Origin of the sequence: Aquirufa nivalisilvae, assembly GCF_003143535.1 — a bacterium.
In the GTDB taxonomy this organism is placed as follows: Bacteria; Bacteroidota; Bacteroidia; order Cytophagales; family Spirosomataceae; genus Aquirufa; species Aquirufa nivalisilvae.
Genome location: NZ_CP029346.1, coordinates 2,401,196 through 2,423,214 on the forward strand (window position 1 = coordinate 2,401,196; position 22,019 = coordinate 2,423,214).

At 37.4% G+C, this 22,019-nt stretch carries 21 protein-coding genes; 5 read left to right on the plus strand and 16 right to left on the minus strand.

The features are described from left to right. The 10 genes from pyk to sucD form a co-directional block, all read right to left on the minus strand. The gene (gene pyk, locus HME7025_RS10260) at positions 1-1,473 is read right to left on the minus strand and encodes a pyruvate kinase (protein WP_109323640.1); all 1,473 of its coding nucleotides are present in this window, start codon (positions 1,471-1,473) and stop codon (positions 1-3) included. 98 nt (positions 1,474-1,571) lie between these two features. Then, positions 1,572-1,835 (minus strand): HTH domain-containing protein, encoded by a 264-nt coding sequence (locus HME7025_RS10265; protein WP_161566857.1) that lies wholly within the window; start codon positions 1,833-1,835, stop codon positions 1,572-1,574. Positions 1,836-1,972: 137 nt separating this feature from the next. Next, positions 1,973-2,875 carry a type IX secretion system ring subunit PorN/GldN gene (gene porN / locus HME7025_RS10270; protein WP_109323644.1) on the minus strand — a complete coding sequence of 301 codons (903 nt, stop codon included), beginning with the start codon at positions 2,873-2,875 and terminating at the stop codon, positions 1,973-1,975. 13 nt (positions 2,876-2,888) lie between these two features. Beyond that, positions 2,889-4,484, minus strand: coding sequence for a type IX secretion system motor protein PorM/GldM (porM, locus tag HME7025_RS10275; RefSeq protein WP_109323645.1), 1,596 nt, complete (start codon positions 4,482-4,484; stop codon positions 2,889-2,891). A gap of 32 nt (positions 4,485-4,516) precedes the next feature. Continuing rightward, positions 4,517-5,269 (minus strand): type IX secretion system motor protein PorL/GldL, encoded by a 753-nt coding sequence (porL, locus tag HME7025_RS10280; protein ID WP_109323648.1) that lies wholly within the window; start codon positions 5,267-5,269, stop codon positions 4,517-4,519. Between the two features lie 40 nt (positions 5,270-5,309). Beyond that, on the minus strand, positions 5,310-6,422 hold the full coding sequence (gene porK / locus HME7025_RS10285; protein ID WP_109323656.1) for a T9SS ring complex lipoprotein PorK/GldK: 1,113 nt from the start codon (positions 6,420-6,422) through the stop codon (positions 5,310-5,312). A gap of 160 nt (positions 6,423-6,582) precedes the next feature. Then, positions 6,583-7,584, minus strand: coding sequence for a PorP/SprF family type IX secretion system membrane protein (locus HME7025_RS10290; RefSeq protein ID WP_109323660.1), 1,002 nt, complete (start codon positions 7,582-7,584; stop codon positions 6,583-6,585). Between the two features lie 113 nt (positions 7,585-7,697). Next, a complete protein-coding gene (locus HME7025_RS10295) occupies positions 7,698-8,486 on the minus strand; it encodes a uroporphyrinogen-III synthase (RefSeq protein WP_109323661.1) in 789 nt (262 codons plus the stop codon). A gap of 91 nt (positions 8,487-8,577) precedes the next feature. Beyond that, entirely contained in the window at positions 8,578-9,699 is a 1,122-nt protein-coding gene (locus HME7025_RS10300; protein WP_154401962.1) for a hypothetical protein, read from the minus strand. 80 nt (positions 9,700-9,779) lie between these two features. Next, the gene (gene sucD, locus HME7025_RS10305; protein WP_109323665.1) at positions 9,780-10,658 is read right to left on the minus strand and encodes a succinate--CoA ligase subunit alpha; all 879 of its coding nucleotides are present in this window, start codon (positions 10,656-10,658) and stop codon (positions 9,780-9,782) included. A gap of 143 nt (positions 10,659-10,801) precedes the next feature. Between sucD and recN the strand changes: the two genes are divergently transcribed. The 4 genes from recN to HME7025_RS10325 are packed head-to-tail and all read left to right on the plus strand — an operon-like array spanning position 10,802 to position 13,920. Next, a complete protein-coding gene (gene recN / locus HME7025_RS10310) occupies positions 10,802-12,466 on the plus strand; it encodes a DNA repair protein RecN (protein ID WP_109323668.1) in 1,665 nt (554 codons plus the stop codon). A gap of 13 nt (positions 12,467-12,479) precedes the next feature. Then, positions 12,480-12,875, plus strand: coding sequence for a hypothetical protein (locus tag HME7025_RS10315; protein WP_109323672.1), 396 nt, complete (start codon positions 12,480-12,482; stop codon positions 12,873-12,875). Then, positions 12,850-13,488: an SCO family protein gene (locus HME7025_RS10320; protein ID WP_109323684.1), complete on the plus strand. Its 639-nt coding sequence runs from the start codon at positions 12,850-12,852 to the stop codon at positions 13,486-13,488. Before HME7025_RS10315 ends, HME7025_RS10320 begins: the two co-directional genes overlap by 26 nt. Next, positions 13,489-13,920, plus strand: coding sequence for a c-type cytochrome (locus HME7025_RS10325; RefSeq protein ID WP_109323685.1), 432 nt, complete (start codon positions 13,489-13,491; stop codon positions 13,918-13,920). Here the strand turns inward: HME7025_RS10325 and lptC are convergent. Next, positions 13,917-14,462: an LPS export ABC transporter periplasmic protein LptC gene (lptC, locus tag HME7025_RS10330; protein WP_109323686.1), complete on the minus strand. Its 546-nt coding sequence runs from the start codon at positions 14,460-14,462 to the stop codon at positions 13,917-13,919. The two genes, HME7025_RS10325 and lptC, sit on opposite strands and share 4 nt — an antisense overlap. 10 nt (positions 14,463-14,472) lie before the next feature. Continuing rightward, positions 14,473-15,807, minus strand: a complete 1,335-nt coding sequence (locus HME7025_RS10335; RefSeq protein WP_109323687.1) for a hypothetical protein — start codon at positions 15,805-15,807, stop codon at positions 14,473-14,475. Between the two features lie 92 nt (positions 15,808-15,899). Here HME7025_RS10335 and HME7025_RS10340 point away from each other — a divergent pair, with 92 nt between their 5' ends. Next, entirely contained in the window at positions 15,900-16,988 is a 1,089-nt protein-coding gene (locus HME7025_RS10340; protein ID WP_109323691.1) for a mechanosensitive ion channel family protein, read from the plus strand. Here HME7025_RS10340 and HME7025_RS10345 read toward each other — a convergent pair. The 4 genes from HME7025_RS10345 to ilvB form a co-directional block, all read right to left on the minus strand. Beyond that, positions 16,985-18,124, minus strand: a complete 1,140-nt coding sequence (locus HME7025_RS10345) for a 2-isopropylmalate synthase (RefSeq protein ID WP_109325399.1) — start codon at positions 18,122-18,124, stop codon at positions 16,985-16,987. The two genes, HME7025_RS10340 and HME7025_RS10345, sit on opposite strands and share 4 nt — an antisense overlap. Positions 18,125-18,595: 471 nt before the next feature. Continuing rightward, positions 18,596-19,639 (minus strand): ketol-acid reductoisomerase, encoded by a 1,044-nt coding sequence (gene ilvC / locus HME7025_RS10350; RefSeq protein ID WP_109323692.1) that lies wholly within the window; start codon positions 19,637-19,639, stop codon positions 18,596-18,598. 56 nt (positions 19,640-19,695) lie between these two features. Next, positions 19,696-20,229, minus strand: coding sequence for an acetolactate synthase small subunit (ilvN, locus tag HME7025_RS10355; RefSeq protein ID WP_109323693.1), 534 nt, complete (start codon positions 20,227-20,229; stop codon positions 19,696-19,698). Between the two features lie 7 nt (positions 20,230-20,236). Further along, the gene (ilvB, locus tag HME7025_RS10360) at positions 20,237-21,979 is read right to left on the minus strand and encodes a biosynthetic-type acetolactate synthase large subunit (RefSeq protein WP_109323695.1); all 1,743 of its coding nucleotides are present in this window, start codon (positions 21,977-21,979) and stop codon (positions 20,237-20,239) included. Positions 21,980-22,019: the final 40 nt, after the last annotated feature.

Below are 22,019 nucleotides of genomic sequence, written 5' to 3' on the forward strand. Positions count from 1 at the left end.
TTATTCAACCACCCCTAATTGTACTGTATTGGTCTTCTTACCCGAATGGGCAGGAATAGACAAGGTCGTTACAAAAACGTCCCCTGCTGATAATAATTGATCTTGCTTTAATTTATCGACCATAGCTGCTACCGTCTTTTCTGCGCTCTCAGCTGATGGATCATAAAAGAATACCTTCACACCCCAAAGCAAGCCCATGGTAGACATTAACTGCTTGTCCGAAGTAAATACATACAAGTCAGCTTTTGGACGGTGAGCAGACAAACGGAATGCCGTATGTCCAGAATTAGTAATACAAAGAATAGCTTTGGCTTTTGAGTCACGAGCTAATCGACATGCACCTGCGATCAAACGATCCGTCAATGCCACTTCTTTTGAACCTTGTGCCAAAGCATGGTTCTTGAAATAAATGGCTACTTCGTCACCTTTAACGACAGAAATGGCATTTTGCTGTTGCTCGACAATTTCATGAATATGTGCCATCGTTTCTACCGCTTTAATTGGGTAAGAACCAGAAGCTGATTCACCACTTAACATGGTGGCGGATGCTCCTTGAAGAACAGCATTAGCTACGTCTGAAGTTTCAGCACGAGTAGGAACTGGATTTTGAATCATGGATTCTAGCATTTGAGTTGCCACAATAACTGGCTTACCAGCTGCTGTACATTTCTCAACCATTACTTTTTGTAAGTAAGGAACTACAGCTCCATCCATTTCCACACCCAAATCCCCACGAGCTACCATGATACCATCAGTAGCTTCAATAATTTCATCTAAATGATCTATCGCCTCGGGCTTTTCGATCTTAGCAATCACACGAGTATTTTTACCGTATGCTTTAATTTTTTCCTTAATATCCCAGATATCAGATGCCTTACGGACAAATGATAAGGCAACCCAATCAACACCATGGTCTAAACCAAAATACAAATCGGCTTCATCTTTGGGTGTTAAGCATGGTAAAGAAACCTTCGTTCCAGGTAGGTTAATACCTTTCTTCGATTTCAAAATACCACCATATACCACTTCTGTTAAAACTTCCTTCTTTTCTTTATCGATGGCAAGTACTTTCACTTCTAAATTTCCATCATCCATCAAAATACGCTCTCCTACATTCACATCTAAATACATAGAGGTATATGTAGTTCCCACTTTCTCAGAAGTTCCAAGTAAATTTTCATCCATGGCAAAGATGAGTTGTTTCCCTGCTTCCAATACCACACCGTTATTCTCCACCATTTGAGTCCTAATTTTAGGGCCTTGCAAATCTTGAAGAATACATAAATTCAATCCTAACTCTTCACTGATCGAACGAACCGTTTTCAATCGTTCTAAATGATCTTCATGAGTTCCGTGAGAGAAATTTAAACGGAATACGTTTACTCCAGCTTTAGCTAATTGAATTAAGGATTCTCTTGATTCAGATACTGGACCTACAGTGGCTACTATTTTTGTCTTGCGTTGATACGACATATATACTTAATTATTCAATTTACCCTGCAAGTTACAGCTTAGTCATCAAAAAATTGAATAATTGTATTAAATCATGTCCAAAATTAGCTGTAATCTGACTAATCTAAAGAATAAACCAATTTATCAGACACAAAAAGTCGCAATTCGAAATCAAACTTGACTGGAGAACTGTATTTATAGCTCTTAATAACTGAGCAAAAGGTAATGGGGGCTCCCATATCTCGTAAAATCTCCATGTAGGAATTTAACTGGCGTGGCGACATATGTAAATGTTCGGCAAATGAAGCTGCTGAACCTGTGGATTCATGTTGAATTAATCTATGAATTCGATGTAAACGTTCTATTTGTTTAAGACATTGCATGGTTAGAAATTTAATACTACAATTTCCAATTTTGAATGATAACTCATCACAAAGAAGTTGATAATCCCCCCTAATTATCAAGTAATTGGGCATAAAAAAAGGAGGCCAAAGCCTCCTTCTCATTTGAAAATCTTAGATTAATTTTCCCACATATCGTGTTCTAACTCTAACAACTTATATTCCAATTGCTGAGACATTAATAGACCCTCGCGATCAGAGCTATAAATATCTGTTAAGAATTTATTTTCAGCATTTCCTTTTTTAATAATTCTTGCTTGAAACATTCTTAAATCGAAGGCATCCGCCATATTCTTGTGCTGCGTTTCATTTTCAGCATTATACCAAATACAGTTAGGATTACTTCTAAATAATTTATAAACATCTTTATAACGGAAAGAAGCTACAGGCTTATCAAATCCAGCTTTTGTTTTCGAAGCAGGAATAATCAAAGTAAGTGCTTGAATATCAAAATACAATCTTGAACGTTGACGATCAATGATAGCATCTTCTTTAATTTCTATTATGGAAAGTTCTTTCGGGAAAAAATATGAATCTAAATTCGCCACCGGCTTAGCGTCAAAATCATCTGTTTTCTTAGTGGCAGCTCCTGGTTTGGTTGTTGTTCCCCAACCATCATCTACTGCTGCTTTTTTATCTCCACCTTCAGCTCCAAAACCAGCCGCTTTTTCTGCCTCAGAAAGACTCCCTTCTCCTATGGAGTCATCCATGCGAAGTTTTTCTTTAAATTGAGCAGCAGTTAATTTAGTTGCTAATGAATCATTCACATAGGGAATTAAGATTCCTGCTTCTACCCATTCTACTAAGAACTTAGAAATCTCATTATTCACAGAGAAAAATGGTTGATTGATTTTTTCATTCAAATCCATTCTGCGCCATAGACGAGCTTTGTAGTGAATGTTTGCTGGATCAATGGGACGCACTGAATTCAACTTAGATTCATCTACTGGTTTCTCCTGAGCCATGGCACTAAATCCACAGATGAGAGAAACTAACAATAAAAATTGATTAACTGATTTCATATACCGGGTTTTCCTAATCACTCAAAGGGATATTTTTAACCATAGAAACAGGAATGGTTTCAATTGTTCCTTTGAAATTCTTTCTTTGAACTTCTTTTACTTCAATATAATAGCGATCTCCAGGCTGCGCTTGAGAAGCTAACTTAGCAATTGAACCTGAACCAGGTAAATTGGCTATCTCGTCAATTTTTCTTTGACCACGCACTAAAGCTACATAAACCTGAGCCACACGGTAGTTGGCATCTTCTGGATTAGTCGCTTTGAATGACTCATCTGCAATAGCTCTAGCATCTAAGGTTCTTAAACCAGAAGCGCTAGTACCTTTTTTCTCATTTAACTCTCCGCCATTACCAAAAATGCGCACATCTGGTCTAGGAACACGGCGTACTTTAAACGTCTCTTTTCCTAATAAAGTACCTCCATTATTCACATTTAATGTAATTGTTGCTGAAGAAGGTACCACGGTTACTTTTCCTCTATTTTGACCTGGTATAACTTCACCACCTTCGGCTGAGAACTGAGGATTCCACAAAGCGCCTAAACCTGGACTCACCACACTTAAGCGGTTAGCACATCCCAAATACAAAGCTGGTAAAGTAGCAGTTTCGATATTATATGTAGGCTTTAAAACAAAATATTCCTTTTGAATGGATTCCGTTTTGGGACCTGCTGGGCTCATATAAGCCACCGTAGCTGTGTAGGTCTTTTTAGAAAGTCCATTGGCATCATATCCACCTCCAGAAGTTTTGAATTTAATTTGACCACGTCCGTCTACCACAGGAATAGAAGCTCCATTAAAACTCATACGAGGTGTAAAACCAGATGAAGTAGCTGCAATAAATACTTCTGCCTGGTATTCCATACCCGCTACTACAGTATTCGCATTGGCCGAAACTTGAGCAAAAACTTTATCAAACTTGATTTCTTTAGCTCCTACCTTAGAAGCCAATTGACTTAACACCTCGGTTTCATAGCGTCTGATTTCTGCTTGCTTCTGACTTAATGTTGCTAAAGCTGCAGGAACAGGTGTATGTTCAAAATTTAACTCAGCAAAATCTTTATTGGATTGCGCGGCATCACGACTAGCCACTGGGTCATCTTTGGCAGCTAAGGCTAAAGATGGGAATTTAGTACCTGGATCAGCGATAGATTGTAGTTTGGTCACATACTGATCAAACATGGGAACTAAACGATAAGCTTCTCCTTTGGAGTTAGCCCCTACCATTAATTCGAATACTTTCTCTTCTTCTTTTGGATTTTTAATCGTTCCTGTTTCTGGATCAATTCCTCCTCCAGTTTCAATCACTTTTGATTTTAATCCATCGATGTGATTCACTAATTCATCTGACAATTTACGTACCTCATTGGCTTTCTTGAGAATGTCCGAATATGCAGCAGGATTAGGAAGATCTTTAATCCGATCTTCAATACCTGTAACCATACTCTTATTCTTAGAACTTGCTGATTGGTTCGCAATTTCCAAACTATTATTTAACAAGGTAAACTTCTGTAATAAAGCATCACTTACCTGTAAAGCTAACAGGGCGGTGAGTACCAAATACATCATCCCGATCATTTTCTGCCGGGGGGTCTCTTTTAAACTTGCCATATACTTATGAGATCAAAGCTAAAGTGGAAAAATTAGCCTTTCATAGCTGTTAACATACTACCATATACTTGGTTCAATGATTGAATATTAGCATTCAATTTAGCTAATTCTGCTTTGAACAATTCAGCATCCTTTTGAGTAGCTGCCATCTGTTCAACAGTCAAATTAACATTACCATAGTAACTATTAATAGCTTTCAAGTGCTTGGTCGCTTCTTGAATCTCTGTTTCATATATTGTATTCAAAGTAGATAATTGATCACCTGCTTTGGCATATTGTTGTGCATATTTAGCTGCTTCAGCAGAAGATACCGAAATGGCCCCTAGTGAACTAGCTGCTTCAGAAACTGATTTATTCAATGTTCCTAATGATTCTGAAGAAGAAGATAGCGACTTTACAAAATCTTGTGTTGCTACTGTTGCCTTAGAAATATCTTGTAAACTGTTGGCCGTTTCAGTCAATCCTTTCAAACTCTTTGTCAAACCTTCAACAACCTCAGGACCTAAACCTTTCAAACTTGCTAAAGCATCTACACCTCCTGTGGAAGTAGGTCTCGCTACTGGAGCCCCACCCACTAACTCTGGATAAACCTTTTCCCAATCATAAGATTTCTCTGGTTTTGCTTGTAAGTATAAAACCCCAAACAAAATAAAAATGGCCGCTTCTGTGAACATACCAACCATTAACATTTCGTTGGCTCCATCCCAGTGGACAATTTTAAATAAGGCTCCTACAATTACTACTGCCGCACCAAAACTAGCGATGACATTGATTGATTTTTCCATGTTAAAAAGAATGTAATATAATTTTAAAAAAGAGTATAATTTAGTTTTGCTTAGGACGACCCAAATAGCGCATCATACATCTAAATCCAATATATGAACGTTTGTTTTGTTCTAACTCGTAAGCTCTAGTACCTGTTTCTAAGTAATAAGCAATATCTTTCCATGAACCACCCCGAGTTACTTTTCTTGGCTCATCCGAATCTTTATTGACCGTATTTAAATCCCAAGTCACTGCCACGGCATTATCCGCATAAGCATCTTCACACCATTCGGCTACGTTACCAGCCATATTATACAATCCGAAATCATTGGGATCATAGGCATTGGCTGGAGCAGTATAGGAATAACCATCAGCATCATAATTACCTCTGTGAGGTTTAAAATTAGCTAACAAACACCCTTTGGCATTTGAAATATATGGATTTCCCCAAGGGTATTTAGCCGATGCTCTTCCCCCACGTGCTGCCCATTCCCACTCAGATTCCGATGGAAGCTCAAAACGTGGTAAAATAAACTGTCCTTGTTTTCTGCGATAATCATTCATCAACTTACTTCTCCACAAACAGAAGTACTTCGATGCTACCCAACTAACCCCTACTACAGGATATTGATCAAAAGCCGGACTAGAAAAATAATATTCAGTCATCGGATCACCATTGTGATAAGTAAAATCACGCTTCCAAACCGTTGTGTCTGGATAATATTCCGACATGATTTTATCTTCTCCTAAAACAGAGACCGAATCTTTCAATAATGCATAGGTAAATTGACGATACTCATGATTGGTAATTTCCGTATCATCCATGTAAAAGGCCGCCACAGTAACTCGCTTATTAAAGTTAACACCAGCATGTGACACCTCTTCGTCTGCTTGACCCATCATATAACTCCCTGAGGGAACTAATACCATTCCATAAGGTGTAGGTTGGGACCATCCTTTACGAGTAGTAGCTACAATCTCTCCATTCTGAACACCAGGAACCTCTTTATTAGCTTTGCCAATTCCTAAAATTCCTTTACCAGAAGAGCCTTTCTTACTACTTAGCGTCTTAGAACCACCCGAGTTTTTGGATCCACAACTGTTCAAAACAACAGCCATAGCCAAAATCGACAGTCCTACTATTAATCTCTTTTCAACAAATTGAAAATTCATAGAAGCAAATTAAAATTACTGTTTGTTAACGTAACAGGGTTCAAAAAATTGTTTTTACACATATTTACCCTACTCACACTCTTTCAAATTCCTCAAATTTAAAGCATTTTCTAGGAATATTTCAGCAAAAGTACAAAATTTTATACCTTAAATTGAAATCCTATAAAATCTTAAACCTAGGCGTTCTCACTGGAAGACCCTTAATTCCATTGGATTGAAATGAAGGCAATTGAAAACGAACAAAAATCTCATGAGTCAATGGTGCTTTAACCGCTGCTTGCACCATAGCTACATCTAAAGAATAACCAATATCTAACTTTTGTTGTAATAAAGAGACTCCAGCCATTCCAATGGCAGCATCATTCAATCGAAATGAGCCTCCTAACCAAAATAAATCTTTGTATCCAAACCGAGTACCTAATTCAGGCAAAACTTTGCCTGAATAGTAACGCACCTGAGCAAATGGCATCGCAGCCAAACTCTCTGACAAAACAATTTCGGCAGTACCGTGAAGTGCTGCCACCATATTTACTGGCATATTACCTTGAGGGGTATCCATGGTAAATTTAGGTGAAGTTAGGTGGTCAGCTGATAAACCTATTTGCCAATTATCCTTCGAATAAAGTAAACCTAATCCAAGATCAAATTGATTTTGGCTAATCACTTTACCTGACAACTGGCTAGCGATAGGATCATTCTCATCTCGAATTCGATAGGCACGGCCATCGAACGATTTTCCTTGTAATCCACCTCGTAATCCAAGCGATAGAATTGCTTCTCCTAAAGTATAATGATATGCTAATTGAATTTTCATGGATTGCTGTCCAACGCCCGAAGGAGTTTTATCAGACATCACCAATACACCTACACCAAAATTTAATTTGCTAAATGGTAAAGAAACACTCAGTAACTGAGTTCCTAGATTTCCTGGTCCTTCTACGCTTGCCTCATATTGAGTCCATTGGTTCCGATAATGTAATTGTGCAAAGGAAGCTCCTCTCAATCCTGCATTTGCCGGATTTTGATTCATGGCATTTAACTGAAACATGCTTAAACCTGGGTCTTGTTGCGCCAGCATCATATTAGGGCTCCAAAATAGCAGCCCAATGCCAAAGCACACAAAAATCCATGAGGGTAAGACTGATTGCTTTTTGAAGCGCATGTTCAATTTTTAGCTTGTTAGGCGATTTGATGGCTAAAAATAAGCATTATTTTCAAACGAGAAAACTCCGTGACAGATATTAACAAAAAAGCCCCGAATCGGGGCTTTTTGATTTAAGCATTTGCTTGCTTGATGTAATGTTCCAAAGCTCCTGTCATGGATGGCGCATTAGGCATCGGGGCTTGTATATCTAATAGTAAACCTGCGTCTGTAACCGCCTGAGCAGTAGTAGAACCGAAGGCGGCTATTCGTGTATTATTTTGCTTGAAATCTGGGAAGTTCTCAAATAAAGAAGTAATTCCTGATGGGCTAAAAAATGCTAGAACATCATAGAACACCTCTTCTAAATCCGACAAATCAGCTGAAACGGTTTCGTACATAACAGCCTCCGTTAATTGAAAATCATTCGTTCCCATGTAATCTGGTAAATCCTTCTGACGCTTGTTAGAACAAGGGAATAAGAATTTCTCCGACTTATGCTTTTTGATAATTTCCAATAAATCCAACGCCGTCTTCGTTCCAGTAAACACTTTGCGCTTACGTATAACGATGTATTTCTGAAGGTAATTAGCCGTTTGCTCAGTAATACAGAAATACTTCATGTCAGAAGGCACCTCAATTTTAGCTTCCTTACAAATACGGAAGAAATGATCAATGGCATTGCGACTTGTAAAAATGATAGCCGTATGCTCTAAAATATTAATCTTCTGCTTTCGGAACTCTTTGTAGGCGATACCGCATACCTCAATAAATGGACGAAAATCCACTTTAACACCATACTTTTTCTCAATCTCAAAATAAGGAGACTTGGCATCAGTAGGCGCTGCTTGAGTAACTAAAATACTTTTAACTTTTTTTAACCGCTTGATATCCGGCGTAGCAACGTTAGCTATTTCACTCATAAATCAAATTTGTATTAACTCGACAATCTAGAATAGTCAACTTTATGTTGCAAATATACAAAAAAAAATCTTGATAAACACTCTCTTTAGTCTAGGTGTATTGTGGAAATATCAATTCACGTATTCCAAATAAAATAACGATGGCCTCTGTAATAATCAAATAAGCATATAGAGATAACCTGTTGACTGATAGAACCTTATTGAAAACTTGAGTGAAATAGATAAACCGAATAAGGAAATACGCATTTAATAAATAAGAAACGATTTCCATATCAATAGAATAGGCTGGACCTTGGTAAACTGCATACAATCCAATTCCTACAAATACCAAGATAAAGAATTGAATATTAGTTTGTATCGATTTAAAGAAGTGTAGATTGGCAACTGATTTAAGTTTAAATAAATTGGCAAAAAGTTGAAAAATAAAATACTGTAAAATAAAAATAAAGTAGGCCACCAATGTTCTGGAAAAAACAAACCATAAGGACGGCATTAAGGTGCTGTAATTCTCTTCATTCACAAAAAAAGCATCTCCAGAACGATATGTAATGCCATTATAAAAAGCCATTAATGATATCAAGAGGCTTAAAATAAATAGCACATAAATATTGGCTAAAGAAAATGGACTTTTAACGATTGCATTATCTTTACTCTCCCAATTGACCCAATCTGTAAATCGAAAATAGACTTGAAAATATCGAGGGAATCCAGCATACAGTAAACCCAAAAAGGCTAGGAGTACTAAAAATCCTAATGTAAAAAAATGGGTATAAACAGCTGGAGCTCGATTTAAGAATAATTGAACTTCCCGATTTTGAGCGATTACTTGATCAAATTTTTTTTCAATGCTTAAGTCGCCAGGTAAACCCTCCAAGGTGCTACTATAAAAAGTAGCGATAACTTGCTCTTTATCATGTACTTTAAGCAGGCTATCCAATGACATTCTAACTAATTCACCTTTCTCTAATTTACGCTGAAATGCTCCATCAATAAATAGATGATAGGTCTCTTTGGGTTTAATAGTCAAATAAGCTTGATAGTAATCTCTATTGTTGAGTTGGATAGACTTGGAATGATAAGCATAATGTTGACTTGGTATATAAGGCAAAAAACTATTCCAAGCTGATTGATAAACTAGCCATTCCTTTTCAATGGAATGCAAAGGCTTCCAGACCGCAGCCTGGGCACTTGCTGTAAAAAATATGAGAGCCAATAAAAAAAATCTGCTCCATCGTAGCACGAATGCGTGGAATGAAGCAGATTTTTCAATAAAAGGAATCATCCTTTAGTATTTTACTTTGCAGATAATGCTTTCAACATCGTTTCTCCAATATCAGCTGGAGAATATACTACGTGAATACCACATTCTTGCATGATTTTCATTTTTGCCTCTGCCGTATCATCTGCACCACCAATAATGGCACCTGCGTGACCCATACGACGACCTTTAGGAGCAGTTTGACCTGCAATGAAACCAACAACTGGTTTTCTATTTCCATCAGCTTTGATCCAACGTGCTGCTTCTGCTTCCATTCCACCACCAATCTCACCAATCATCACGATACCTTCTGTTTCAGGATCATTCATTAATAATTCTACCGCCTCTTTAGTGGTAGTACCAATGATAGGATCTCCTCCAATTCCAATAGCTGTGGTTTGACCCAATCCAGCTTTCGTCAATTGATCTACTGCTTCATAAGTTAAAGTACCCGATTTAGATACAATACCCACTTTACCTTTTTGGAAAATAAAGCCTGGCATAATACCCACTTTACATTCTTCAGCTGTCATTACTCCAGGACAGTTTGGCCCAATTAAACGACATTCTTTAGTAGAAATATATTCCTTCGCTACAATCATGTCTTTGGTAGGAATACCTTCTGTGATACAAATAATCACTTTAATTCCAGCATCAGCAGCTTCCATAATGGCATCAGCAGCAAATGCAGGTGGAACAAAAATGATGGATGTATCAGCACCAGCTTTAGCTACAGCTTCAGCAACGGTATTAAAAATAGGACGATCTAAATGCGTTCCTCCTCCTTTTCCAGGAGTTACACCGCCTACTACATTGGTTCCGTAAGCGATCATTTGTTCGGCATGAAAACTACCTTCCGTACCTGTAAAACCCTGAACTATAATTTTGGAATTTTTATTTACTAAAACACTCATTTTGTCTGGTTTAATTATTCTAAGGCGAAAAATTTTTCCAAAGGTACAAATTATTGATAAATTAATTTAAAAAGCTTTAAGAGCGAGTAAATAAATATTTCAACAAATAATTTTACGTAAATTTAAGCTTCCATTTTAGATACATGCTAAGGCACTTAGAGGTTCAAAATTATGCATTGATTGACCAGCTTGATTTACATCTAGCTGAAGGTCTGACTGTCATTACAGGTGAGACTGGTGCTGGAAAATCCATCTTGTTAGGTGCCATTTCTTTGCTTCTAGGACAAAGAGCTGATAGTAAAAGCTTATACGATGACCAGAAAAAATGTGTCATTGAAGGTACGTTTTCGGTAGCTGCTTATCCGCATTTGAAGGAAATTTTCCACCAAGAGGATATTGATTTTGAAGATCCTTGTTTGATTCGTCGAGAAATTAACCCTCAAGGAAAGTCAAGAAGTTTTATCAACGATACACCCGTTACCTTAGAAAGCATGAAGCGTATTGGCCAAGAACTGGTTGATATACATTCACAGCAAGACAATGGCTGGATGGGCCATCCCGAATTTGCATTGGAACTTGTTGATGATTTTGCTCAAAATCAATCCTTGAAATCTTCCTATGAAAAGGCTTATAAAGCATACCAAATAGCATTGAGTCATCAAGAACAATTAGCTCAAAAAGCCCGACAGGGAAATCAAGCCATTGATTTTCTCAATTTTCAATGGGAGGAATTAGACAAAGCTCAATTAGTCATTGGAGAATATGAGCAACTGAGTGAGCAACTACAAAAATTACAAAATTCGGAGCAGATTTTAGAAAAATTAGCTCAATTAGCCAATCATTTAAGTTTGTCAGAATCAGCGGCTATTGAACAAATTGGACAAGCTCGACAATTAAGTCAAAGTTTATCCAAATGGGGACAATCTTTTGAACAATGGAATCAACGAATTCAATCACTTTGGATTGAATTAAAAGATCTTTCTGCTGAGGTAGAAGGTGAAGCTGAATCTTTCCAATCGGATCCGATTGAGTTGGAAAAATGTCAAAAAAGACTGGATCTCTTACATCGACTTTTACAGAAATATCAAATAAAAGATATTGAAAGCTTAATCCAATTGAGAGATCAGGTGGAAGAGGAATTAGCACAGCATGAAAATCTAGATCAGGCTTTACTGGATGCTAATCAAGCTCTTCAGTTGGCTGAGAATTTTGCTCAGGAAAAAGCGCTTGAATTACATCAGAATCGCGTAAATTCTTTGGATGCCATTGAGAAAACGTTGCTTCAATCTCTACAACAATTGGGTATGCCGAATGCCAGTCTTGCCTGGGATATTCAAGCGACAAAACTAAGTAAATCTGGGCAGGATAAGATTCAACTTCTTTTCTCAGCAAATAAAGGTCTAGCACCTAAACCCTTTAAGCAAATAGCTTCTGGGGGAGAATTGAGCCGCTTGATGTTATCTATCAAGCATTTATTAGCACAAAAAAGGGCCTTACCTACCTTGATCTTAGATGAAATAGATACGGGAGTTTCAGGTGAAATTGCTATCAAAATGGGTCAAATGTTAACTCAAATGAGTCAAAACCATCAATTGATAGCCATTACGCATTTACCTCAAATAGCAGTTACTGGCCAAACTCACTGGTTTGTGTATAAAAACCATGAAGGTGAAAAAACTGTATCTAGTATTAAAACCTTGCTAGGTGAAGAAAGAATTGATGAAATTGCTAAAATGATCGGTGGCCAATCTGGCTATGTCGATTTGAAAGAAAATGTCCGCAAACTGATGAGTAGTCACCAATCTTAATGAAATTATGATCATGAAATCCAATCCATTTTTCCATATTCTCTTACTACTAGGACTCCTAGCATCATGTAAGCAATCAGAAGAGACGGCAGTAAAGGAATTAAATGATTCTGTCATGACGTTGCATGATGAATTAATGCCGAAAACAGAGCAAATCATTCAACTTAAGGGCAGTTTGGATAGTTTGAGTAATGGCCCCGATTCTGTTCATGTTAAAAAACTGATTCAGTCCTTGGACAAAGCCGACAATGAAATGATGAATTGGATGCATCAATTTTCGATTGATTCCTTGTCGAGCATGGATTTCAAAGCTAAAATCAGCTATCTCCACGAACAATTGAATAAATTAAAATCCGTAGAAACATTCACAGACTCAACGCTCAATGCTGCCAATCAATATAAAAAATAAGTTTGGAGGAGTATTCTTTTTCTCCCTCCTACTATTGACAGGGTGTCAAGAGAAGAAAACACTGCCCATATTAGGGCATAAAGATACGGAAGTAAAAGGAGGGAAAGTAGACACTGTTTATCACCAAATCCCGGCCTTTCAATTTTTAAATCAAGACTCTACTTGGGTTAGTGATCGAGATTATGATGGGAAAATTTATGTAGCTGATTTTTTCTTTACTTCATGTCCTACGATTTGCCCCAAAATGAAAACGCAGATGTTGCGCTTATATGAGCGCTATTCAAATGAAAATCAATTAGCCTTATTATCGTTTAGTATAGACCCAGACTTTGACCAACCCCATGTGTTAAAAGCTTATGCTTCAAGGTTGCATATTAAATCCCCTAAATGGAATATGGTAACAGGGGAAAAAGCTAAAATTTATGAATTAGGCCAAAAAAGTTTTATGGTGACTGCCCAAGAGGACAAAAATGAAGCGGGAGGCTTTGTTCACAGTGGTGCATTCATTTTAGTAGATAAGCAACGACATGTTCGGGGTATATACGACGGAACAAATGAACAAGAAGTCAATCATTTAATAGAAGACATCGAATTATTATTGAAAGAAAAATAAATGAAAAGCACTCCATCCATTCTAGGCTTATTGGCCATCTTAACAATACTTATTGTTCAATCGTCCTGTCAAAGCAAGGAAGAGATTTTTAGACAACAATATGTAGTCGAAGGAATGATGCAATATGAAAAACACTGCGAAAATTGCCACCAAAAAGATGGATCAGGATTAAAAGATTTGTATCCTCCCTTAGCTAAAACGGATCTTTGGAAAAGGTTAAATGCTAGTCAAATAGCCTGCATCATCAAAAATGGTCAAAAAGATGCCATATTAGTGAATAAAAAAGCTTTTCAAAATTACATGCCGGGGAATAGCAAATTAGAAGCTTTGGACGTTGCGGAGCTTGTTACTTATCTTCGAGATAAATGGGGAAATGATCCACGGATTTTTTCTTTAGATAGTGCTCGAATAGCCCTGAAAAACTGTCCTTAGTCAGTCGGTAAACTCTCAACTGTCAACACTGAATTAGTCACGTGGCGCAAGGAATAATGCGTAAAATCTTGGGCAGCATCCATACCGACACCGTAGATAATTTCTTTCTTCGTCCGTATTTGAACAGGCTTTTCAGTAAAGACCCGTTTTTCTTCTGGCAACCAAGTAAATTCCTCTGTTTTTAATGTTTCTTCTTGTTGCACATTAAAGATTTGAACATTTCCCATTAGTTTATACGAATTTCTTTGCTTAAAAAAATGCGCGGAATCGCCTCTAATTTGGGAGGTAACATTTCCCATTTTATCGTAAAACCATAGTTTCACTTCTTTGGGATATACTCGATCTTCTGAATAAAGTGTTATTTGAGAAGGGGTAACCATTCGAACGACTGTTCTGGCTGAATCGGAATAGACCATATCAATATCCGTCAATTCGGATTTTGGACCTACATAAATCAGGTTTTTAGCCGTTTTTTCTTCCCGACAAGCTAGAGAAACACTGGTGAGAACTAGCAGCAAAAAGAGATTTCTCAAATCGCGCATGGGCTAAGTGTTAGTTGAGTTTCACCTTTTGGAACCAAAGGTCACTTAATGTTAAGCCGATGGTAATTCGCTGGTATTGCTCTTCTAATCCATTGTCTGCTAATACTCCTCTTTTACCAATTTGATAAGCTATATTCAAATAAGATAGATTTCGTAAAGGTAAAGCGACTCCAAGGCTAACATACTTATCTACTGCATATTTACCATTTCCTAAGTAATCGTATGGAGTTGTAGAATAGCTAAATCCTGCACGGTACGTTACTCTTTTGAAATAATTAGATATAGCTTCAAAATCAGGAGTATATTCACCACCTACCGACCAGCGTGAACTAACAGGGAGTCTTGAAGAACGGCCTAAATTATTGTCTACTTTAGTCCAATCTGTTCTAGAATAATCTATACCAACCATCCAGTTGGCTAACTTTTCTAAACTAACTCCGAAATGCTGAGAAACGGGTAAATTTTGAGCAAATGGAGTTGATTTATTTAATGTATCTGCATTGATGACGGTTATACCTGATAAATCCATGATGGCAAAACGCTTTAACTGCTTAGAACTAAGCGTTGAGCTAAGATCAAATGAAGTTCCAACATTGATAAACATGTCATTCTTTAGATGCTTACGATAGGCCAATCCTCCTCTAAATAGGAAGTCTGAATAGTCAATGCGATTTTCTAATTGAATTTTGTAGTACTGACCGTCTGAGAGATTTTGGGTAGATACATTTCGGTTGACAGTTCCGAATAAATAATCGATACCTATACCTACATAAAAATCTTTACCAATTCGTACACCGTTATTAAATGTCAGTTTGGTTACACCACCCTTTCCTGCATAGCTATAAATTAAGCTATCCACACCTAATAAATTTAAACGACGGAATGATCGGGTTTCATACTCCACTGAGGAGTGAGGACGAAAACCGATAGAAGCAGTCCAGCGACTTGAAATCGGTAAAGTTAAATTCAACGAATGATAATTTCCTCCAAAAATTTGCTGGTGTTGACGTGTATCTTGTAGTTCTTTTAATTCAGCTTTGGCGCCAACTTCAAAAACCGTATATCTATTTCTGGCCAAAAGAGCTGGGTTAATCACATTGGCATAAATCCCGTTAGAGTTCGATACACCCAATCCACCCATCATAGCATTACTTGGGCTTCCGCCTTCATCTAGTTCACCCATTCCAACATAAGAAAGGGGAGAATTCAATATAGTTTGTGCTGAAGATTGAAAACTATTTAAGGCACTAAATAATAAGCTAAGTGCTAAAAACAAGGCACGGCTTGTTTTTAAATTAGAATTTTGGATAATCAAAGGACGAAGAATCATAAAATAATTTACCATACAGCTTAGCCTGTAAGTCTGCAAAGGTCGTACTTTTTTTTCACATTCGACTAAGTTATTCTCTATATTTGGGGGCAAAATTGATAATTCAGATGAGAGAAGCATTGGCTAATTGGTATTTATTGGAAAATTCGGCGGAGGATATATTATTTTTTGTTGGGATATTGATTATTGGCCTAGTAATGAGAAGGTTCTTTTCCAATTCCTTTTCTAAAATCATCTTTCGTTTTTTGCCAAATCAATTTATCCAGGTTCAGGATTGTATCCAATTGTTGAGAAAGCCAGTGGAGCTTTTGTTGTTTTGGATATTCCTTTATTTCAGTATTCAATATTTGCATGTTCCTATTGCTTGGCATTTCAATCCAGTTGAGAAATTTGGTTTGTTATTTTTACTTCAAAAAGCCTTTGAAACAGCCGTCATTATCACTTTTACGTGGTTAGTAGTTCGGATGTTGAAAGTGATTATTTTAATTGCTCAACAAAAGTGGCAAGGCGTTGAACAAAAATCAAAGCAGCAATTCATTCCATTCCTGAACGACTTAGGTATGGTATTTATTATTGCGGGCTCAGGATTTGTCCTATTAGGTCGGGTGTTCCAAGTAGATGTGATGGCACTCATTACCGGATTAGGTTTGGGGGGATTAGCCCTTGCCTTGGCTGCGAGAGAAACCTTAGAAAATCTATTTGCTTCATTTACTATATTTTTGGATTTACCCTTTGTGGTAGGAGATAGTATTCAGGCAGGAAGTATTTCAGGAGATGTAGAAAAAATTGGTTTTAGAAGTACTAGGTTGAGAGCCGTGGATGGCAATTTAATTATGATTCCCAATCGATTATTAACGTCTCAATCCTTGGAAAACATGAGTGAGCGTAACTTCCGAAGAGCGAAATACACCCTATCGTGTTCTCTTCAAAGTAAATCTGAACAGATAAAATCCATTTTACCTCAAATTGAACAACTTATTTTGGAAGAGCCATTGTGCAAGAAAAAAGCCCCCAAAATTATTTTTGAAGGCTTTGGCACTTATTCTTTAGATATCTCTGTCACCTACTTTGTTCAAACTAGTGATTTTGGGAAATTCCAAAACGTCAAACAAGAGATCAATTTAGGTATTTTAAATTGTTTACATCAAGCAGGTATTAACTTGGTGAGTAGTGCTACTGCACCAAACATGAATTAACCTACAAGTTCTTTCAAATCCTCATCATGAATCATTTTACGCTCGTCAGCCATTAATAGGAAACGAGTATATAATTTATCCAATTCTGGCTTTTCTAATTCAAAGCCCAATAATTGCAAACGGTGACGTAAGGCTGCACGTCCTGAACGGGAAGTCAAAAGAATCGCTGATGATGGAACGCCAACATCTTCTGGATTCATAATTTCATAGTTTTGAGCATGTTTCAAGAAACCGTCTTGATGAATTCCTGAGGAGTGAGCAAAAGCGTTAGCACCAACCACCGCTTTATTGGCTTGAACAGGCATTCCCATCAAATTAGACACTAGATTACTGATGGGGAATAAATGCTTTGGATTAATTCCAGTGGTAAATCCTAAGTCTTTATGGACATTCAAAATCATGGCAACCTCCTCTAATGAAGTATTTCCTGCTCTTTCACCGATTCCGTTAATGGTCACTTCCACTTGACGAGCTCCTGCCTGTATACCAGCTATAGTATTGGCAGTTGCTAATCCTAAATCATTGTGATTGTGCATGGAGATAGTTGCCTGATGGATATTATCTACATGTTCGAAAAGGTATGAAATACGGTGGTGCATTTGATGTGGCAACAAATAGCCCGTTGTATCGGGTAGATTTACTACGGTAGCACCTGCTTTAATAACTGCTTGAGTTAATTGGGCTAAGAATGGTAAATCCGCACGACCTGCATCTTCAGCAAAAAACTCAACATCTTCTACATATGATTTGGCATATTCAACGGCCCAAATAGCTTGCTCAATAATTTTCTCACGAGTAGAATTGAATTTATGCTTGATATGAACATCAGAAGCTCCAATTCCAGTATGTATACGAGGCTTGCGAGCAGGCTTTAATGCTTCTGCTGCGGCATCGATATCTTCTTTTCTTGCACGAGTCAACCCACAGACTGTTGCCTCCGTAATTACCTCTGCAATGGCTTTTACCGAAGCAAAATCACCAGGTGAGGAAATAGGGAAACCTGCCTCAATGATATCGACACCTAATTTTTCAAGTTCTTTTGCTACTTCAATTTTTTCCTCACGGTTTAACTGACAACCGGGTACTTGTTCTCCATCGCGTAAAGTGGTATCAAATATTTGTATACGATTATTCATAGGGTTTGTTTCTGTTAAATGGTTGGCAAAACTAGCTTTAATTACATTATTTACCAAAAAACAAAAAAGCCCCGAAGGGTATTTTTTAGATTAAAAATCCGAACAAATTGATATATTTAAACATAAATGGATTAAAAATCTAATTATGATATTAATTCAAGACTAAATCGCTTTTTTACAACTAATGCCTAGAATAAAATTTTATTAAATAAAATCAATTTTATTTTACAAAAAATGAATTCCATTGTAAGTCCCAAATTTGAAAAATAAAGGTATTACCGTTAAATAAAATGAAGGATTATCAAGAACTTGAATGTGTAGAAGCAATAAAAAAGTTTTGAAAATCGTTTAACGCTCAACGCTGTCAAGGTTTGAAACCTTGACAGCGTTAGAAAAAGGTGAGCGTTTTTTGATTTTTGGGTATAAAAAAAGGGGCAATAAATTGCCCCTTTTTTATTTAACATCAATAGACTAGCTACGCTCAGGACGAAGGCTACGTACCGCAGCACCAGCTCTCCACATTTCTGATTCACGTAACTCAGTTAACTCAGCTTCTAACTTCACTCGGTAATCTGGTTGTGAGTTCAAATCAATTGAACGAGCAGCCTCCGCTTGCGTTTTTACTGAATTATACAATTTCTCAAATACTGGCTTAGTAGCCTCTTTGAATGGTCTCCACCAATCCAATGCACCACGTTGTGCTGTAGTAGAACAATTGGCATACATCCAATCCATTCCGTTTTCAGCTACCAATGGCATCAATGATTGAGTCAATTCTTCTACTGTCTCATTGAAAGCTTCCGAAGGAGAGTGACCATTTTCACGTAATACTTCATACTGAGCAGCAAAAATTCCTTGGATAGCACCCATTAAAGTACCACGCTCTCCAGTTAAGTCAGACGTTACTTCTTTATAGAAATCTGTTTCAAACAAATAACCAGAACCTACTCCGATAGCCATCGCAATACATTTCTCACGAGCTTTACCCGTTGCATCTTGATATACAGCAAATGAAGAGTTCAAACCTTTACCTTCTACGAACAAACGACGAAGAGAAGTACCAGAACCTTTAGGTGCAGCTAAGAATACATCCACATCTGCTGGAGGGATAATTCCTGTTTTCTCTTTATAAGTAATACCGAATCCATGAGAGAAGTACAATGACTTACCAGCAGTCAAATATTTCTTCACTGTTGGCCACATTTCAATTTGAGCCGCATCTGAAAGCAAATAACAGATAATCGTTCCTTTTTGAAGCGCTTCCTCAATTTCAAATAAGTTTACACCTGGAACCCAGCCGTCAGCAACAGCCTTATCATAGGTTTTTCCTTTACGTTGACCCACAATCACATTCAGACCATTGTCTTTCATGTTCAATGCTTGACCTGGACCTTGTACTCCATAACCAATAACTGCGATTGTTTGATCAGCCAATACTTGTCTAGCTTTCTCTAATGGAAACTCTTCTCTTGTTACTACATCTTCAACAACCCCACCGAAATTAATCTTTGCCATTTTCGTTTTTGTTTAATTTATATTCTTTTCTAATTAATCTATTATACTTTCAAATTTTATACAATTTCCCAGTTACCTTCCGGTAAATACTCCACTAATCCTTTTTCTGTTTTACCAACAGCTACACGGCCCGATTTGATATATTCCAATATTTCCCATTGCTTTAAATAAGCATAGAATTCATTGATTTCCTCTTCAGATCCGTTTTTTTCTACCACTACATAGTCTAAACCCCAGTGAACAACTTTAGCATTCCAATCCAAATTAATGGTTTTGACATCCAAAGCTGGTGATCCTAATGGCGTAGCTATTTTAAATAAGGCGATTTCATTGAACACAATTTCGTCGTCTAAATAACCAAATACCGCCAATACATCCGTAATCTTACGTATTTGACGAACCAATTTTTCAACAATCTCCCGATTTTCATTGCGAATAACAATGGTAAAACGAGATACTCCTTTACGCTCAGTTTCTGAAACGGTCAAACACTCAATATTCAGTCTTCTGCGCGTGAATATAATCGTGATACGATTCAATAAACCAATCGTGTTGGTGGTAAATACCGATATAGTGTAAGTTGTTAACATATAATTTCTACTCAAGCATTACTTTAGTCACACAAGCACCCGCAGGTACCATAGGAAATACATTCTCTTCTTTCTCACAAATAATCTCTAATAAATAAGGCTTTTTAGAATTCAATAAAGTATCTAAAGATTCCCCTAAATTATTCCGATCACTTACGGTATGTCCTTCTATTCCAAATCCTTTAGCAATTGTAATAAAATCAGGATTTTGCAGTTCAACAAATGAATAGCGATTATCAAAGAACATCGACTGCCACTGGCGAACCATGCCTAAAAAATTATTATTCAAGATAATGATCTTCACAGGTAAGCCACTTTGTGCAATCGTACCCAACTCTTGCAAAGTCATTTGGAATCCACCATCTCCAATTACGGCAATCACTTCACGCTCTGGAACAGCCACTTTGGCTCCAAAGGAAGCTGGCAAGGCAAAGCCCATGGTTCCAGCACCTCCACTAGTTACAATGGAATTATGCTTTTTGAAACGGTAATAACGGTTGGTAATCATCTGATGTTGACCTACATCGGTTACAACTACCGCTTCTCCTTTGGTCTTATCAGACAATAAAGCTACCGCCTCTCCCATTTTGATTTGATTACCTTCATGATATAAATCTTTCTTGGTAATCTTCTCATACTCTTCATCATCATACTTCTTAAACTCAGCTCTCCACTCAGTATGATCAGCTTTCTTTACCAAAGGTAATAAGGCTTTTAATGCTGCTTTGGCATCTCCTACAACAGGTGCATCCGCTTTTACATTCTTATCAATCTCACTAGGATCTACCTCGATATGCACCACTTTAGCTTGTTTGGCATAAGTACTTAAATCACCCGTGATACGGTCATCAAAACGCATTCCAATGGCAATCAATACATCACAAGAATTGGTCAAGACATTGGCTCCATAATTACCATGCATACCCGGCCATCCTACAAAAAGTGGATGATCAGCATCCATGGCTGACATACCTAACAAGGTTGTTGCTACTGGAATGCCTGTTTTCTCAACAAATTCCTTTAATTCATTTTCAGCCTGAGAAATTAGTACACCATGTCCGGCCAAAATATAAGGGCGTTTAGCTCCATTAATCAATTTAGCTGCCGCCTCCACATGCTCTTCTTTAGGCTCTAATCTTGGCTTGTAAGATATAATCGATTCACATTTCTGGTATTTAAATGGAATCGACATCATTTCTGCTTGAGCAGAACGTGTTATTTCAATTAATACGGGACCTGGTCTTCCTGTTTCCGCAATATAAAATGCTTTGGCAATAATTTCAGGAATCTCATTTGGATCAACAATTTGATAATTCCACTTGGTGATGGGCATGGACATACCAATGACATCACACTCTTGAAATGCATCTGTACCTAATAGATTAGCTTTGACTTGACCTACTATACATACCAAAGGAGTAGAATCCAACATCGCATCGGCAATAGGTGTTATTAAATTAGTAGCTCCAGGACCTGAAGTTACCAAACAAACACCTGCCTTATTTAGCATACGCGCATAACCTTGTGCAGCATGGCCAGCACCTTGTTCGTGACGCACCAAAATATGCTTCAATTGATCACGATAATCAAATAAAGCATCATAGGTAGGCATGATAGCTCCACCTGGATATCCGAAAATAGTACTCACCCCCTGCTCTACCAACGATTGCATAACCGCTTGAGCCCCAGTTTTAAAATTTGAGGATTGAGTTGTTGTGGGTTGAGTAGCTTCTATTTGGGTTTTTCCCATGATAACAGTAGGTCTTTATTTTGTTTCAGTTAAACGGTTC